Genomic DNA, 14,844 nt, shown 5'->3' with positions numbered 1-14,844 from the left:
GGGATCATAGACATAATTTCCTTTACCTTCTTCGACCTTTATATAGGTTTCGTTTCTTTTTTGAGAATACCGCTGACTCTGTTGAAGGTCACCACTCAGGGATATTCCTCGATAATGAACATTCAGCCGCAGGTCACCGAAGAGGAATATCGTATCATTATACAGTCTATGCCCGAGTGACAGCATAAACGGCGGGGTGTTCAGCTCGCATATCGTGGTTATCCCGGTGTTCGAGGTGTCTTTATCATAAGTTCCGGAAACACCGACCCTCGAGGTTTTTGTCATAAAATATTGAAATCCATAATTGAAGAGGTGGGTTGTTTTTGAATTTTCATATTGTGAACTCAGAAAAAATTTATTCACTTTTTTCAAAAGTCCGATAAAATATTTTCTCAGTGTATCTACTTCTTCATAACCGATATTGAAGAAAAAGGGATGGAGGGTGATAAACTTCCGTCTATGTTCTCTGTTCAGAACTCCATATCCGGTTTCGACGTTTAAAAACGGCGCCGGTTTGATCCCCAGTGTAATATCGCCCATCTCCTGCAGGGAGTCGGTGGTATTCCATTGATAATAATAATCAATATCTTCTCTGGGCGTCGGTTTTATAAAGCTGTCGTCGTAAAGAAGATATTCGCCGGAAAAATAGATACTCTTCAGGTCCCTGGACAGACGTAAATGGTAGCCGTTGCCGCGATTGTCATGGTCATCAATGGTTGAAAATGTATTTCGGTCATACTCAGAACCGTAAACATTTACTTCCAGGGCATTGAATGCTTCCATCTTGAATCCGTAGAACTCGTCCTGTACGGGTAAAGGTATATATCTTGTCGGTGAATAATTACCGGCACCCGGTCCTTGATACGCGAACGCCTTGATGTTCGGGTCGTAGATATATTCTCCTTTGTTCTCACCGACATAAAAGAACGTTACTCTATAATCACCGTTGCCCTGTCCCACAAAAGTAAAATGGTCGACCTCGAAGATATAATCACCTTCTGAAGAGGTGTCTGCGAATGTGTGCATTACAGTGGCACTGTCTCCGGCGTTCTTGAGACTCTCAATCTCCGCCGGTGTAAAGGTGAAAGAGAGGGGGGTTTCTTTTTCATCACTTATGCGCCGATACATTCCCGCGAAGACGAAATCTCCGATCTTTGTTTCGGCGTCTGTTTCGGTATAGATACTCTGGTAATCCTGTACTGCTTCCTGATATTCGACCTCGATCCTTGAGTGATTTGTGATTATATTTTTGTTGGTGAAAGAGAGGATGCCGGTTTCGTAATCGATATTATAGTCATCATCCCGCACCAGAAGGCTCGGCGGGCCGACCCCCTGGGTGAGATATACCTTTTCACTGCCGATGATTATATTTTCTCCGAGGAAATAAGGACTCTGTTTGCCTTCTTCGCCGTTGAACCGTATTCTTTTCATCTCGCCGCGGTTCACTGCATATGCCACTGCGGCGAAATTTTCCTGTTGTGCGTCGTGGACGGCGAGTCTGCCTCCCTGGATTTCATCTGTTATGCCGAACAGCAGGGGCAGGGAAAGGTCGCCCAGTGCACCGTAAAAGTTTTTCGTCGAGACCTTTAAACTTATCTTTTCGACATCGGACAGCTGTATGGTTGATCCTGATGTCGCTTTGTCCGACAGATCTCCTTCGACCGTGACGCCTTCGACCTCTCCGCGGATGTTCACTTTCATCCCCTGGTCGAATCCTTCTTTTATGTCAAAAGAGAGTTCTTTTGCACCGGATATTCTGAATCCTTCTTCTTTACCTGAGGTGTCAAGAGGAGTGCTGACGAATAATGTTTCAGGGATCACCGTATCCGTTTCCACAATTTGATAACGGCTGTACACGGAATCAAGTGTGAATAACGCCGAATCGAATTCAGAAATCTGTTGGTTTATAAAAATATAGAGTAGAACCATAACCGTCGAGGATTACAATAAATTCATTATATTCGGCGATATCTGTTATTGTATGGGGCAATTCGTTCTTCCTGCCTTCGCCGTTTAAAATATAAATTTCTTTTTCACCGGCAGAAAAGAGTATTATTTTATTCCCGGTGACAAAGAGTTTTTCGAATCTTCCCGTAAGTTTTCTTCTGTCGAATATATTACCGTATTCATCACAGAAGAGCAATTCATTATTCGTGAGGATATAGATGATTTTATTGAATAATTTGATATCTTTAATTCTTAAATCGAATTTTCTGAGCTTAATCTTATTAGTGAAATCGAGGAAGATCAATTCGTTCTTCTCTTCTTCAGCGATGATAAGCTCTTCCGAAGGGGTTATGACAAAGGCGGATATATTGTCCTGTGAATAGAGTTTTTCTTTGATTCCGGATTTTAAATAGAATTTTTCGATTGATACTCCGTTGGCCAGATATAGTGCAAAAGGGGTGATGTGGAAGTCATAAATGCGATAATTTATATCGTCGGTGAAGGTAATCGGTTGCAGCCGTTCATTTTCATCGAGCAGGAATATACTCTTTCCGATAAACGGCGCGAAATAGAGACGGCCGTCATAGTTCCGAATGAGGGTGAACTCTTTTGCCAGAGAGAGCGAATCCATCGGCTTCAGGACAGTGGAGAATAAGAACAGCATCATTTCCATCAATACTATCATAATCTTTTTTAGAATATTGTCAATGAATTGGAAGACGTGCTGTTGACATTATGAAGGCCGTGACTATAATATAATTATGAAGATAATAATCCCGGTCTTAATGGCCATAACTGTTTCGTGTATCTTTTCATCAGGCGTTGCCAAAAAGAATATAATGGCGGATGATACAGGTTCGACTCCAGAGGGGGTCAGTAAACTTACGACAGCCAATAATCGGTTTGCACTCGACCTCTATGCTCAACTCAAAGGGAAAGGCGCCGAGGAGAATGTATTCTTTTCACCTTACAGCATCTTCATCGCCTTGACGATGACCTATGAGGGTGCAAAGGGGGAGACCGCAAGAGAGATGGAATATGTGGTGCATATACCGGAAGACGCGGCGTTGCGCCGACCGAATCTCGCCAGATTATACAATATAATCAACAAAAAAGAGAAAAAGTATAAGCTCTCGACGGCGAATGCACTATGGGCACAGAAGGGTTATCCCTTTTTGAAAGAGTATACCGAGGGCATTGAAAGATACTATGGAGGGAAGATCAGCAACCTTGATTTCGCCACGGACAGTGAGAATGCCCGTAAGACGATAAATAAGTGGGTTGAGGAACAGACGAACAATAAAATCAAAGATTTGATTCCTTCGGGAGTGTTGAACGCCCTCACACGGCTGGTGCTTACCAATGCGATATACTTCAAGGGGATGTGGTTGAAGCAATTCAATGAAGAGGAGACCAAAGAAGAAGATTTTCGGACAGGTTCTGGCAAGAGGGTGAAGGTGAAGATGATGCAGCTTGTCGGCCATGAGGCGCGATTCAAATACGCCGAGATCGATGGAGTCCAGATTCTTGAGATGCCGTATGAAGGAGAAGAGGTCTCAATGCTTATTATTCTTCCGGAACAGGATGATATCGCCGAGTTAGAGAAATCGATCACCCTTGAGAAGTTGTCAGAATGGAAGAGTATGATGGGAATGCAGCGGGTCGATGTTTTCATTCCCAGATTCAAATTAAAGACAAAATATTTTCTGGCGGATCTTTTGAAGAAGATGGGTATGCCCACGCCGTTCAGCGACCTTGCGGATTTCTCCGGGATGAACGGCACCGGAGATCTCTGTATTCAGGATGTTATTCATCAGGCGTTTGTGGAAGTAAACGAGGAAGGGACCGAAGCCGCTGCAGCGACCGGTGTTGTTGTGGGTATAACATCAGCGACCATTCGAACGCCGGTCTTCAGGGCAGACCATCCTTTCATCTTTATAATCCAGGAGAACACGACAGGAAGCATTCTATTTATGGGCAGGGTCAGCAACCCTGAGGGATAAGAAGATTTTTCAGGATATTTTTGTCTTATTGGCTTCCCGTCCCGCTTAATACTTCTTCGATCTCTGGTTTCCAGGCGGGATCCACGATGCAGAGGAATTCAAGTTTTTTTTCTCCTCTATTTTCGATGTACTGAACCGACCCTGGAGGAATGTAGACGGTATCATCCTGCCCGACTTCTTTCTCTTCATTATTAATATGCATTACACCGACACCGCGCAGGATATAATAGACTTCACTGTGTTTCAACCTATGGGGGACTGTCTTTTCACCCGGTTCTACCAATGCCCAGGCGAGGCTGTAGTTGATTTTAAGTTCCTGGTTCAAGGGATTCAGTATTTCACGCAGTCGCGAACCGTCACCGGCAGTAAATTCTACACAGTCTTTCAAATGTTTGATATGCATACGGAATTTTATCCAGAATTATCTTGATTGCAAGGGTTTTCCATCCTCGGATCTGTATTGACAAATTGTGCTTTCTGGATATAATTGTGCGGATGAAAATAGTTCTCTGCGGAATGGGAAACAAAGAACGCGGCGACGACGGCTTTGGTTCCTATATTGTAGAGAAGATCAAGCAGACCGACACCGTAAAAACGCTCGACTGCCAATTATACCCGGAAAATTATCTCAACAAAATTCTTTCTTTTCAACCCGACCTGATAATCTTTTTTGATGCGGTCAAAAACAACGGTGGCGGTTCTGTTTTTTTAAGGAATGAGGAGATTGTGTTGAATGCTCCTCTTTCGGTTTCGACCCATAATCTACCTTTCAGTTCAATCTATCGCTATCTTAAAGACAGTGGTGGTGCCGATGTCTGGTTTGTAGGCGTTACACCACACTCCTATGATAAAATGAGCGACGAAATTATGGAGACTGCTGCTCGTATCATCGATCTTTTTAATATGCTTGACAAAGGAAAAAAAATAAATATAATAAAAATCTATGAAACTTTATCTACTTCCCTCAGATAAAATTTTGGACTTTGTAGCAAAATTGTCAGAAGACGGTTTGGTTTTTTATCCTGTTTCTGAAGACGACAAAACACATCTCGTCAAGTTCGATAAGGATAAAGAATTTGAACCCGATTTTGAAAAGGTAAGGACAGCGGAGAACATAAAGCATTTTCTGTTCCCGAGTCGTGCAGTGGTGGCGAAATTCCCGAAAGATACGGCGGTTAAAGCGAAAAAACAATATCTCTTCGGTATCAAAAACTGTGATTTAAGGGGCGTTGACATCTATGATCGGGTGTTTTTGAATGCCGAACCGGTCGACCCGCTCTATAAGAAAAAAAGAGAGAATACGATATTGATTTCGGCTGATTGTCCTGAACCAGAGGACTGCTGTTTCTGTAATCTGGTGGGATTGAATCCCTATGCCGAGGCGGTATGTGACTTGAACTTCACCAAGATCGACAGCGGCCTTTTGTTTGAGGCATTTACGAAAAAAGGCGAAAAGATCATAGATGACAACAGTGCTCTCTTTAAAGAGGCAACCAAAGAAGACGAAAAAGAACGGAGCAGGATACGAAAGAACGCCGTGAAAAAACTCAATAAGATCAATGAAAAGCCGTTTAAAGAAGATCTGGCTGAACGTCTTGAAAAGGTTGATGAAAAATTCAAGCATGAAATAAGGGAGGACTGTGTTGAATGTTTCGCTTGTTTGCATGCCTGTCCGACCTGTTACTGTTTCTTGTTGAGTGATTATAAAAAAGGTAAGGAGTTCGAACGTGTAAGAACGTGGGATGTCTGTTACTATGCCGCTTATGCACGGGTCGGTGGCGGTGCCAATCCCCGCAGCAGTCTGGATGAACGCTTCTGGAATCGTTTCCTCTGCAAATTCGATTATTTTAAAGCATACGAAGGTATCTATTCATGTTCAGGATGCGGCAGATGTTATCGTGGTTGTTCAGCAAAGATTGATATAAGGGAGATTTTATGGAAGCTGTGAACCCATATTATTCTATACCTGTAAAAATAAAGAAGATAATACCTGAGACCTCTAATATCACGACCTTTATTCTTGATGGAATGCCGATACAGTTCGAGGCGGGTCAATTCGCCGAACTGACCGTGCCTGGAGTCGGCGAAGCGCCCTTTACTCCTTCTTCTTCTCCTCACGGAGATGACCTTGAATTTACTATTATGAAGGTGGGACGGGTCACGAGTGCTCTATTTGAGTTGAAAGAGGGGGATCAGGTCGGTGTAAGAGGTCCTTTTGGTAAACCCTATCCTTTAAAAGAATTCAAAGGGAAAGAGATCTTTATCGTTGGAGGTGGCGTGGGTTTTGCACCTCTCCGTTCTCTGTTTTTGGCGCTTCTCCATAATATCAAAGATTACAAGAAAATTTATATAAGATACGGTGCTCGGACACCGAATGACATTGTTTATAAGCATTTAATCCCGGAATGGGAAAAGATAGATGGGGTGGATATTCTTCTTACCGTTGATGTGGGGGATGATTCCTGGCAGGGAAAGGTCGGTGTGGTGACAGTAATCCTCGATGAAATTCCTGTTGATGTGGCGAGTTCACCGGCGATTGTGTGTGGGCCGCCTTTAATGATGAAATTCGTGACGCAGCGTCTTGTTGAAGCCGGCTTCAAACACAGTAATATTTATTTGTCAATGGAAAAAAATATGTCGTGCGGTATCGGTAAATGTAATCACTGCCGGGTCGGAAAGTTCTATGTGTGTAAGGATGGTCCGGTTCTCACCTGGGAAGATGTGAAGGATATTGAGGAGCCGTTTTTATGAAGAATATAGATCCTTCATTCACTACAATTAAAAAGATGGTCTGTCCGTTCTGCAGTTTTGGATGTGAATTCGGAGTTGTTTTGAATGACTTCGGCGTAAAGGGTGTTGAATATACAAAGGAAGGTGACAATGCCGGTAGATTATGCCCGCGCGGCAGCGCATCGGCATTGTATTTGAATCATCCAAAACGTCTCGTTAAACCGATGAAGAGCGGTAAACCGACGGATTGGCAGAAGTTTTTGAAAGAGCTGAAACAGGTGATCGCCAAACCGCAGAATACGGTTGTAACGTTTGATCGGAATCTTACTCTGGAAGAGTACAGTGCAATAACGGGTTTCTGTGATAATACGGGGATAAAGACGACCGCTTCCACATATCTTGAACCCGAAACCGTACTCAGGAGATTTCTCGATAAACCGTTTGCGCTCAATGAGATCGAAGATGCCGGGATGATTGTGGTTGTCGGTGATATCTTTAATCAAACACCCATGCTCAGCCAACCGTTGATAAAGTGGAAACTGAGTGACAGAAAACACCGTCTTGTCGTGATTGAATCGATCAACTGTCACACAGCGGGTTTTGCGAATGACTTTTTAAAGACAAAATTGGGAACCGAACCGCTGGTACTGCTTGCGCTTGCTCAGGAAGAGTTCAACGGTGTCAAAGATATCGAGTCGCTCACCGGTGTCAGCAAGGAAAAGATCAACGAGATAAGTGCGGCGTTCAAAAAAGCGGGTAAAGGACTGCTCATAGCCAGTTTACCGTTTGCTCATACCTATGACCCCGTACTCTTTGCCGAAGCACTTGCGAAATTCTCTGAATTCAGCGGCAAGAGGGTGGTTCCGTTTATGGAATTCGCCGGTTTTGAGGGTAATGAACACTTCGGCGCTGTTGTGGAGTTGCTTAAGAAGAGGAAGATTAAATACCTTGTTAATTTCGGAGAGCTGTTTCCCTACTATTATCCTCAGCTGTCAAAGGTTCTGAAGTCTGCCTCTGTCTACAGCGCATCCACGATTAAGTACAATGGCTACACGATGTTTCCGTCTGCACTCAACCTTGAAAAAGCAGGTACGATCATCACCACTTTCGGCAAGAAATCATTAACCGGTGCTGTTGAACCGGCGAGCGGTGCGAAGACGGTGCAGGAAATTCTGAGTCTGCTCGGTAAGTCCGAGAGTACAGGGAAAACGCTCAGCGCTCCGAAGATGAAGGTTGATGTTCAGGAAAGAGTCGACGGGGTGATTGCGAAAGTCAAAAAAGAGAGGAAGAAGAAAACTTTCCGAATGTTCGGTGAGAAGAAGGCTTATAATTTCTATGCATTCTTTGAAGAAGAGAAGGTTACATTGAACCCTTCGGATGCGGAAGAACTGGGTCTTAAAGCGAACGATGTAGTGGCCGTAAAGTCACCGTATGGAAAGATTGAATTGAAGGCGATCTTTTCAAGGGATCTCGCCCCGGGTACAGCTGCCGTACCTGCGGAAACACCAGAGGTGAGAGGTCTGTTCGATTTTGAGATCAAGGATAATATCGTTAATTTTATTCCAACTGAGGTGGAGATATGGCGAAAAGGATAGTTTTAGACCTTGATTTATGTTGTGGTTGTCGATCGTGTGAAGCTGCTTGTAAGGCTGCATTCAAGGGAGAAGCACGGATCAGACACGGTGAGATTCCGGGTCAGGCCTATTTACCGCTTGCATGCCGGCACTGTAAAGAACCTCTTTGTGCCGCGGCCTGTCCGGTTAATGCGATAACCAGAGACGAGAAGACGGGTCTGGTGGTCAGATCATCATTCATATGTACCGGGTGTCAGAGCTGTGCTTTTGCCTGTCCTTTTGGTGTCATCGATGCTTCTTTGATCAGGCATGTTTCCCAGAAATGCAATCTGTGCTCTGACCGGGAAGAAGGACCGCGCTGTGTCGCAGCATGCTCTTCAGGTGCTCTTCAGTTTTTGAGCGATGCAGAGATTAAACGGCATGAGATTGGTATGAGATTTATCTCCAAACATCCATTTTTCAGGAGAAGTCCATGAATATTGTGAGATTTCTTTTTTCATATATTATTTTCCCTGGTTTTCTTTTCTCCGCTGTAATCGGTCTTTTTGTCACCTGGATTGATCGTAAAGTGACCGCCCGCATTCACTGGCGTGTAGGACCGCCCTGGTTTCAACCTTATGCGGATTTCTTAAAATTGTTGTTAAAGGAAACGATTGTCCCTGAAGGAGCCTCAAAGATATTATTCCTTTCAGCCCCGTTGCTCGGTATCATTTCAATGTCGGTCCTTGCGGTTATGCTCTTCTCAATGAATTTCGACCCGACGCGTACTTTTGTCGGTGATCTGATTGTGATCATCTATCTGCTCGCCTTACCGGCTCTCGGTATCATCGTGGGTGGATCTGCCTCCAAGAATCCTCTTGCAAGCGTCGGTGTTTCCAGGGAGATGACTCAATATTTTGCCTATGAATTGCCTTTTTTGATTGCAATGGCGATTGTCGTGATAAAATCCGGAGGCAGTATAAAATTCGGTGAAATTGTTGCAGCCCAGCAGGCGCACGGACCGTTTTTGTACTCAATTTCAGGAATCATCGCCGGAGTCGTTATTCTGCTGTCGACTCAGGCGAAATTGAGTTTTGTCCCCTTTGATATACCAGAGGCGGAGCAGGAGATTATGGCCGGACCGTACATTGAATATTCCGGTGTCGCCCTGGCGATGTACAAACTTGCCCGGGCGATGATGTTCTTCCTCCTGCCGCTCTTTTTGATTTCAGTACTCTGGGGAGGCTTTGCCGACTGGTGGGCGATATTGAAATTTTTGGTGATTGTGGTTTTGATCGTGCTCATCAAGAATACAAATCCAAGATTGCGTATTGATCAGGCGTTGAAGTTTTTCTGGTTGGGTATAGGCATATTATCCATAATTGGTTTGATCTTTGCATTTTATGGCTTATAAAGGAGTAGAATATGGGAAATGCTAAACTTTGGGGATTAAAGAAATCACCCTGGGTCTTTCATCTTGCGGCAGCTCCCTGTAACAATTGCGATATTGAGATACTGGATATTCTTACTCCTCGATGGGATGTCGAGCGTTTCGGTATTGTACTTGTCGGTTCTCCACGGCATGCCGATGCACTGCTGGTGACCGGTGTCATAAATCGGAAAAGCTTGCCAAGGGTCTTACGGGTGTATGAGCAGACGCCTAAGCCGTGTCTGGTGATTGGTGTGGGGAGTTGTGCGTGCCATCCACATATTTTCGAGCCATCCTATAATGTGGTAGGTCCCTATGATAAATATATTCCGGTAGATGTTTATATACCCGGTTGTCCTCCAAAACCAGAGGCAATCATTCTGGGTGTAGTCAAGGCATTAAAGAGGTTATGATGAAGAAAGAATATTCAAAAGCCATTTTAGAAGAAATCAGTAAAAAGTTTCCGGATGTTGTCGTAAAGATACACTCAGCGCGTCGGATCTATATAAGGACACCGCGGGAAAAGGTTTTTGAACTCGCGAAATTTATGTTTGAAGAAAAGGGGTTCCGTCTGTCTATCGCCACGGGTATTGATACACGGGATGGTATTGAAATCATCTATCATTTTTCATTTGATGAGGCGGGAACTTATTACAATATCAAGACTTTGATTCCGAAAGACGATTTGAAGATCAAGAGTCTTACATCCTTTCTGCCGGCGGCGAACTGGATTGAAAGAGAAATTCATGAGTTGCTCGGCGTCGACTTTGTCGGTCATCCCAATCTGGTACCTCTTTTGACCGCTGAAACCTGGCCTGCTGATTTACATCCGCTCTGTCGCGACTACGCGAACGAACATAAGGATATTAAAATTAAAAAGAAGCCTTAGGAGGAATCTTGAGAAGAGTAGTACCTATAGGTCCTTATCATCCATTACAGGAAGAACCTGAGTTTTTTAAGTTAATTGTTGAAGGAGAAAAGGTTGTCGATCTGGAGATAAATATCGGCTACAACCATCGGGGACACGAATTTATTTCTCCCACACTGACCTGGGACCAGGTGCCGTTTCTGGTTGAAAGAATCTGCGGTATTTGTTCTGATTCCCATCCCTATGCTTATGTACTGGCCGTAGAAGATTGCGCGCATATAACACCGCCGCCGCGTGCCCAATATATCCGGACGATCATCGGTGAGCTGGAGCGGATTCATTCCCACTATCTGTGGGTGGGACTTGCCGGTCATTTCATCGGCTATAATACCGTATGGATGTGGGTGTGGCGTTATCGAGAACCGCTCCTTGATCTCTTTGAATTGATTATGGGTAATCGCAACCATTATGCGATAAACAAGATCGGCGGAGCCCGTCGGGATATCAAACCTGAAGATTATCCGAAGATAGAGAAATATCTTGACCTTCTGGAAGAGAAGAACGCGATGTTCACCAATGCGGTGCTTGATGATCCGGTTATCAGGGCGCGTCTTGAAGGTGTCGGTGTTTTGTCGCGTGAGGATGCAATCGCCTATGCAGTGACCGGTCCCACGGCACGCGGTTCTGGTTATGCGTGTGATGTGAGAAAAGACGATCCCTATGACGCCTACGACAAGGTCGACTGGGATATGGTGGTCTTTCCTGAAGGCGATGTACTGGCAAAGGCAAAGGTGAGATTAATCGAATGTGATGAATCGATAAAGATCATCAGACAGTGCTTGAAGAATATGCCGGACGGACCGATCGAGACAAGGGTGGATGATATTCCGCCGGGAGAAGGCATCGGACGACATGAGGCTCCTCGGGGAGAAGTCTTCCATTATGTCCGTTCCGACGGTTCGAATATGCCGGTTAGACATAAGGTGAGGGCACCGAGTTTTATGAATATTGCATCGAACGTCGTCGCCGTGAAAGGATATTCCATCGCCGACGCAGCACTTGTGCTGGCTGCTGTTGATCCCTGCTATTGCTGTACTGAGAGAACTTTTGTATATGAGGACGGTAAGAAGAAATATTCAGGTCAGGATCTCTTGAAGTTGTCATGGGCAAAGACCGAAAGGATCAGAAGGAGATATAGAAAATGATTGGATTTGACTTTTTCTTTGACCGATTTGGGATATTCCTCAGCGCTTTATTTGTTTTTATTGGTTTGATGTCCTTTATATACGCGCTCGCGACAATTCGGCAGAAGGGGCACAGATTAGAATATTATTTGATGCTTTTATTGATCGTCGGTTCTGGAGTCGGAGTTGCTCTTTCTTATAATCTTCTGCTCATCTTCATCTTCTGGGAGATCTCGACCTTTGCCATCTGGCGCGCGGTCGCTTATTATCGGAGTGAAGAGGACCTCAAGGCGGCAAACTTTACGTTTCTCATAAATTTTGGTGCCGCGGCGCTTATGTTGATTGGTCTACTTCTGCTCTATCTCGACAACAAAACATTCAATTTCTTCGAGATCACCATATATAACGAGGTTGCGGTATGGCTGATCGTTGTCGGTATTTTCGCCAAATCAGTCACATTGCCCCTGCACATCTGGTTGGTACCGGCGTACAACGCCGTTCCTTCGGCGATCGGTGGCTGTCTTGCCGGCGTGGCGGAAAATCTCGGGGTAATACTTTTTCTGCGTCTCTTTACAAGCGGGAATTATGTCGCCCCCCAGTTCTTCAATACAATCGCTTGGTTTGCAATCGCCTCGAGTATTCTACTGGGTGGTGCCGCGCTTCTTTCAAACAACCTGCGGAGTCTGCTTGCCTATTCAACGATCAGTCAGGTCGGCTTTATAATGTTGGGATTCGCCGTCGGCGGTAAGTACGGTTTGATCGGAGGAATGCTTTATATCATGGCGCACGCCCTTGCCAAATCAGGGTTATTCTATGGAGTCGGGATCATTGAAGACTCCACAGGAAAGGATGATTTAAAGAATTTGTGCTGTATGCTCAAAATTTCACCGGCTCTCGGTGTTTTGATGGCGCTTCTGTTCGGTTCAATCGTGGGGTTCTTCCCGATGATCGGTTTCTTTTCTAAATTATGGGTCATAATCGGCGCTGTTGATAAGGCTGCATATCTCGGTATCGGAGCGATTGTCGCAGCCGTCTTCACTCTGCTCTACAGTACAAGATTCTATCATGAATTGTTCTTCGCAAAACCGATGACAAAATTACCCAAGGCGAAAAAGCCGTCGTATACCGGTCTGGCAGTAGTCTTCATTCTTGCGCTGGCGTCGCTGCTTCTCGGTATTTTCTTCTATCAACCTGTCAACTATTTAACAGGTAATGGAGGATTTTAGAAATGAATGAAATCAACTATATAATTTTGTTACCGATCGCCGCTGGTTTATTGGGTTTCCTCGTCAAACGTCTGAGGACGGAGTTCGACTTTATCGGTTTTGTTCTTGCGCTCTTTTTCGCAATCAAAATTTTCATCATCACCAGAACAGATATCATTTCTTACAACCTTGCCACAGTTGCGGGCATCGAATTCCGGTTCTACCTGGACAACCTCGCCGGAGTGATTCTTCTCTTTAATGCGGTCTTCGCCTTTTTAATCTGGTTGTATTCCTTGAGGGCGTTGTCCAAGATGCCGCGGGAAAATGTTTACTATCTCTATCTTACGCTTTCGCTCTCCGCTGCAAACGGTGTGGTCGTCGCCGGCAACCTCATCTTCCTGTTGATATTCTGGAACGTCCTCGTATTTTCCTTGTACGGCATGCTGCTTGTTGGTAAAAAAGACAGTTCTTTCGCTGCACGAAAGGCGATTACGATAATCGGTGTCGCCGACTATATCTTGATGCTTGGCATCGTGTTATTGCTGATCAATTTAGGAAACGTCAATTTCCCTGTTCAACCGCGGGTCCTATTTTCCAGTCCGTGGTTGATCACTTCTTATATTTTAATTATGATCGGCGCCCTTGCAAAACTGGGGACCATGCCGTTACATACCTGGATTCCCGAGAGTGCAAAGGTGGTACCGGCTTCGACATTGGCATTCATCCCGGGAAGCCTGGACAAACTATTGGGATTTTACCTTTTGATGAGGGTTTCTCTCTTCATATTCAATATTTCTGATATTGTTTCGATCCGTGTTCTGTTGATGATTATCGGAGCGGTGACGATAGTGGTTATGGCGCTTGCAGCGCTTCTTCAGAAAGACGCCCAGAGACTGCTGGCTTTCTCAACGGTTTCCCAGGCAGGCTATATGGTTTTAGGATTGGGTACGGGTATTCCGATTGCGATTGCCGGGGCTTTTTTCCATATGATTAATAACGTGATTTACAAATCAGTGCTCTTTCTCTCCACGGGAGCGGTTGAATACAGAACAAAAACCACGGATCTTGATTCGCTCGGCGGTTTGGGTGTGAAGATGCCGGTTACCTTATTCTCTTTTCTGATCGCCGCACTTGCGATTTCCGGTGTTCCGCCGTTGAATGGTTTTTATTCCAAATGGATGATATATCAGGGAATAATAGAATTGAATAAACAGATTCCGCTGTGGTTTATCTTCTTGATTTGTGCGATGTTCGGAAGTATATTGACCCTCGCCTACAACCTGAAGCTCCTTCATGCCATTTTTCTCGGCGAAAGACCAAAGGTTTTGAACAAAGTCAGGGAGGCGCGGTTTGAAATGGTTATGCCATCTTTCCTGCTGGCTCTGGTCTGTATCGTCTTCGGTGTCTTTGCGAGTGCTGTACCTTTGAAACACTTTGTCCTGCCGGCATTGCCGTTCAACATCGGAACGAGCGGTTTCTGGTCACCCGGTCTCGCCACTGTTTTGATAATCATCGGGCTCGTCATCGGATTGATTCTGTTTCTCTTCGGTACAGCGATGAAGCCCAGAAGGGGCAGGATCTTCATCGGTGGTGAGGTACTGGATGATGATGAAGCACGTATAACCGGTGCTGATTTTTATTCCTCGGTACGGACCCTCGGTATGCTGGAAAAGACTTATACGTTCGGAGAAGGCGGCGCCTTTGATTTCTTCAATTATTTGAGGGGTACTGCTGCAGGGCTTGCCGTGGTCTTCAAAAATGTCATTAATCAGTTGATTGTTGCGTTTTACAGAAGTATCGGAAGAATTATCAAGGCGCTGGGCGGTCTTACTTCACTACTCCACACGGGTGAACTATACAACTATGTCGGCTGGATATTCCTCGGTGGTATTATTTTAATTATATTACTCGCTTTATAAGGGGAG

General features: G+C 44.8%; 15 protein-coding genes. 12 read left to right on the top strand and 3 right to left on the bottom strand.

Annotated features, from left to right (window positions below):
• Both ENI34_01360 and ENI34_01355 read right to left on the bottom strand, forming a co-directional pair.
• Positions 1-1,929 (bottom strand): hypothetical protein (locus ENI34_01360; protein HEC77775.1); only part of this gene is annotated, 1,929 nt, incomplete at its 3' end.
• The gene (locus tag ENI34_01355) at positions 1,889-2,620 is read right to left on the bottom strand and encodes a hypothetical protein (GenBank protein ID HEC77774.1); all 732 of its coding nucleotides are present in this window, start codon (positions 2,618-2,620) and stop codon (positions 1,889-1,891) included. The genes ENI34_01355 and ENI34_01360, both read right to left, overlap by 41 nt.
• An 82-nt stretch (positions 2,621-2,702) precedes the next feature.
• On the opposite strand from ENI34_01355, the gene ENI34_01350 reads away from it, so the two are divergent.
• On the top strand, positions 2,703-3,950 hold the full coding sequence (locus ENI34_01350) for a serpin family protein (GenBank protein ID HEC77773.1): 1,248 nt from the start codon (positions 2,703-2,705) through the stop codon (positions 3,948-3,950).
• Between the two features lie 25 nt (positions 3,951-3,975).
• Here the strand turns inward: ENI34_01350 and ENI34_01345 are convergent, their stop codons facing one another.
• Entirely contained in the window at positions 3,976-4,353 is a 378-nt protein-coding gene (locus tag ENI34_01345) for a cupin domain-containing protein (protein ID HEC77772.1), read from the bottom strand.
• A 92-nt stretch (positions 4,354-4,445) separates the two neighbouring features.
• Between ENI34_01345 and ENI34_01340 the strand changes: the two genes are divergently transcribed.
• From ENI34_01340 to ENI34_01290, 11 genes are read left to right on the top strand one after another with little or no spacing between them, the layout of a single operon-like run.
• Positions 4,446-4,922, top strand: a complete 477-nt coding sequence (locus ENI34_01340) for a hydrogenase maturation protease (GenBank protein HEC77771.1) — start codon at positions 4,446-4,448, stop codon at positions 4,920-4,922.
• Entirely contained in the window at positions 4,894-5,898 is a 1,005-nt protein-coding gene (locus ENI34_01335; GenBank protein ID HEC77770.1) for a hypothetical protein, read from the top strand. Before ENI34_01340 ends, ENI34_01335 begins: the two co-directional genes overlap by 29 nt.
• The gene (locus ENI34_01330) at positions 5,886-6,701 is read left to right on the top strand and encodes an oxidoreductase (protein ID HEC77769.1); all 816 of its coding nucleotides are present in this window, start codon (positions 5,886-5,888) and stop codon (positions 6,699-6,701) included. Before ENI34_01335 ends, ENI34_01330 begins: the two co-directional genes overlap by 13 nt.
• Positions 6,698-8,275, top strand: coding sequence for a hypothetical protein (locus tag ENI34_01325; GenBank protein ID HEC77768.1), 1,578 nt, complete (start codon positions 6,698-6,700; stop codon positions 8,273-8,275). The genes ENI34_01330 and ENI34_01325 overlap by 4 nt, the downstream gene beginning before the upstream one ends.
• On the top strand, positions 8,260-8,730 hold the full coding sequence (locus ENI34_01320) for a ferredoxin (protein ID HEC77767.1): 471 nt from the start codon (positions 8,260-8,262) through the stop codon (positions 8,728-8,730). Before ENI34_01325 ends, ENI34_01320 begins: the two co-directional genes overlap by 16 nt.
• On the top strand, positions 8,727-9,647 hold the full coding sequence (locus ENI34_01315) for an NADH-quinone oxidoreductase subunit H (protein ID HEC77766.1): 921 nt from the start codon (positions 8,727-8,729) through the stop codon (positions 9,645-9,647). The genes ENI34_01320 and ENI34_01315 overlap by 4 nt, the downstream gene beginning before the upstream one ends.
• An 11-nt stretch (positions 9,648-9,658) precedes the next feature.
• On the top strand, positions 9,659-10,075 hold the full coding sequence (gene nuoB, locus ENI34_01310) for an NADH-quinone oxidoreductase subunit NuoB (GenBank protein ID HEC77765.1): 417 nt from the start codon (positions 9,659-9,661) through the stop codon (positions 10,073-10,075).
• Positions 10,072-10,551 carry an NADH-quinone oxidoreductase subunit C gene (locus ENI34_01305; GenBank protein HEC77764.1) on the top strand — a complete coding sequence of 160 codons (480 nt, stop codon included), beginning with the start codon at positions 10,072-10,074 and terminating at the stop codon, positions 10,549-10,551. The genes nuoB and ENI34_01305 overlap by 4 nt, the downstream gene beginning before the upstream one ends.
• A gap of 5 nt (positions 10,552-10,556) precedes the next feature.
• Positions 10,557-11,735, top strand: coding sequence for an NADH:ubiquinone oxidoreductase (locus ENI34_01300; protein HEC77763.1), 1,179 nt, complete (start codon positions 10,557-10,559; stop codon positions 11,733-11,735).
• The gene (locus ENI34_01295; GenBank protein ID HEC77762.1) at positions 11,732-12,940 is read left to right on the top strand and encodes a hypothetical protein; all 1,209 of its coding nucleotides are present in this window, start codon (positions 11,732-11,734) and stop codon (positions 12,938-12,940) included. Before ENI34_01300 ends, ENI34_01295 begins: the two co-directional genes overlap by 4 nt.
• 2 nt (positions 12,941-12,942) lie before the next feature.
• Entirely contained in the window at positions 12,943-14,838 is a 1,896-nt protein-coding gene (locus ENI34_01290) for a hypothetical protein (GenBank protein ID HEC77761.1), read from the top strand.
• Positions 14,839-14,844: the final 6 nt, after the last annotated feature.

This window comes from candidate division WOR-3 bacterium, from assembly GCA_011052815.1.
GTDB lineage: Bacteria > Hydrothermota > Tepidihabitantia > SM23-42 > SM23-42 > DRIG01.
Note: the sequence above shows the minus strand (reverse complement) of the source record. Positions and strands in the feature narration are given on the sequence as shown.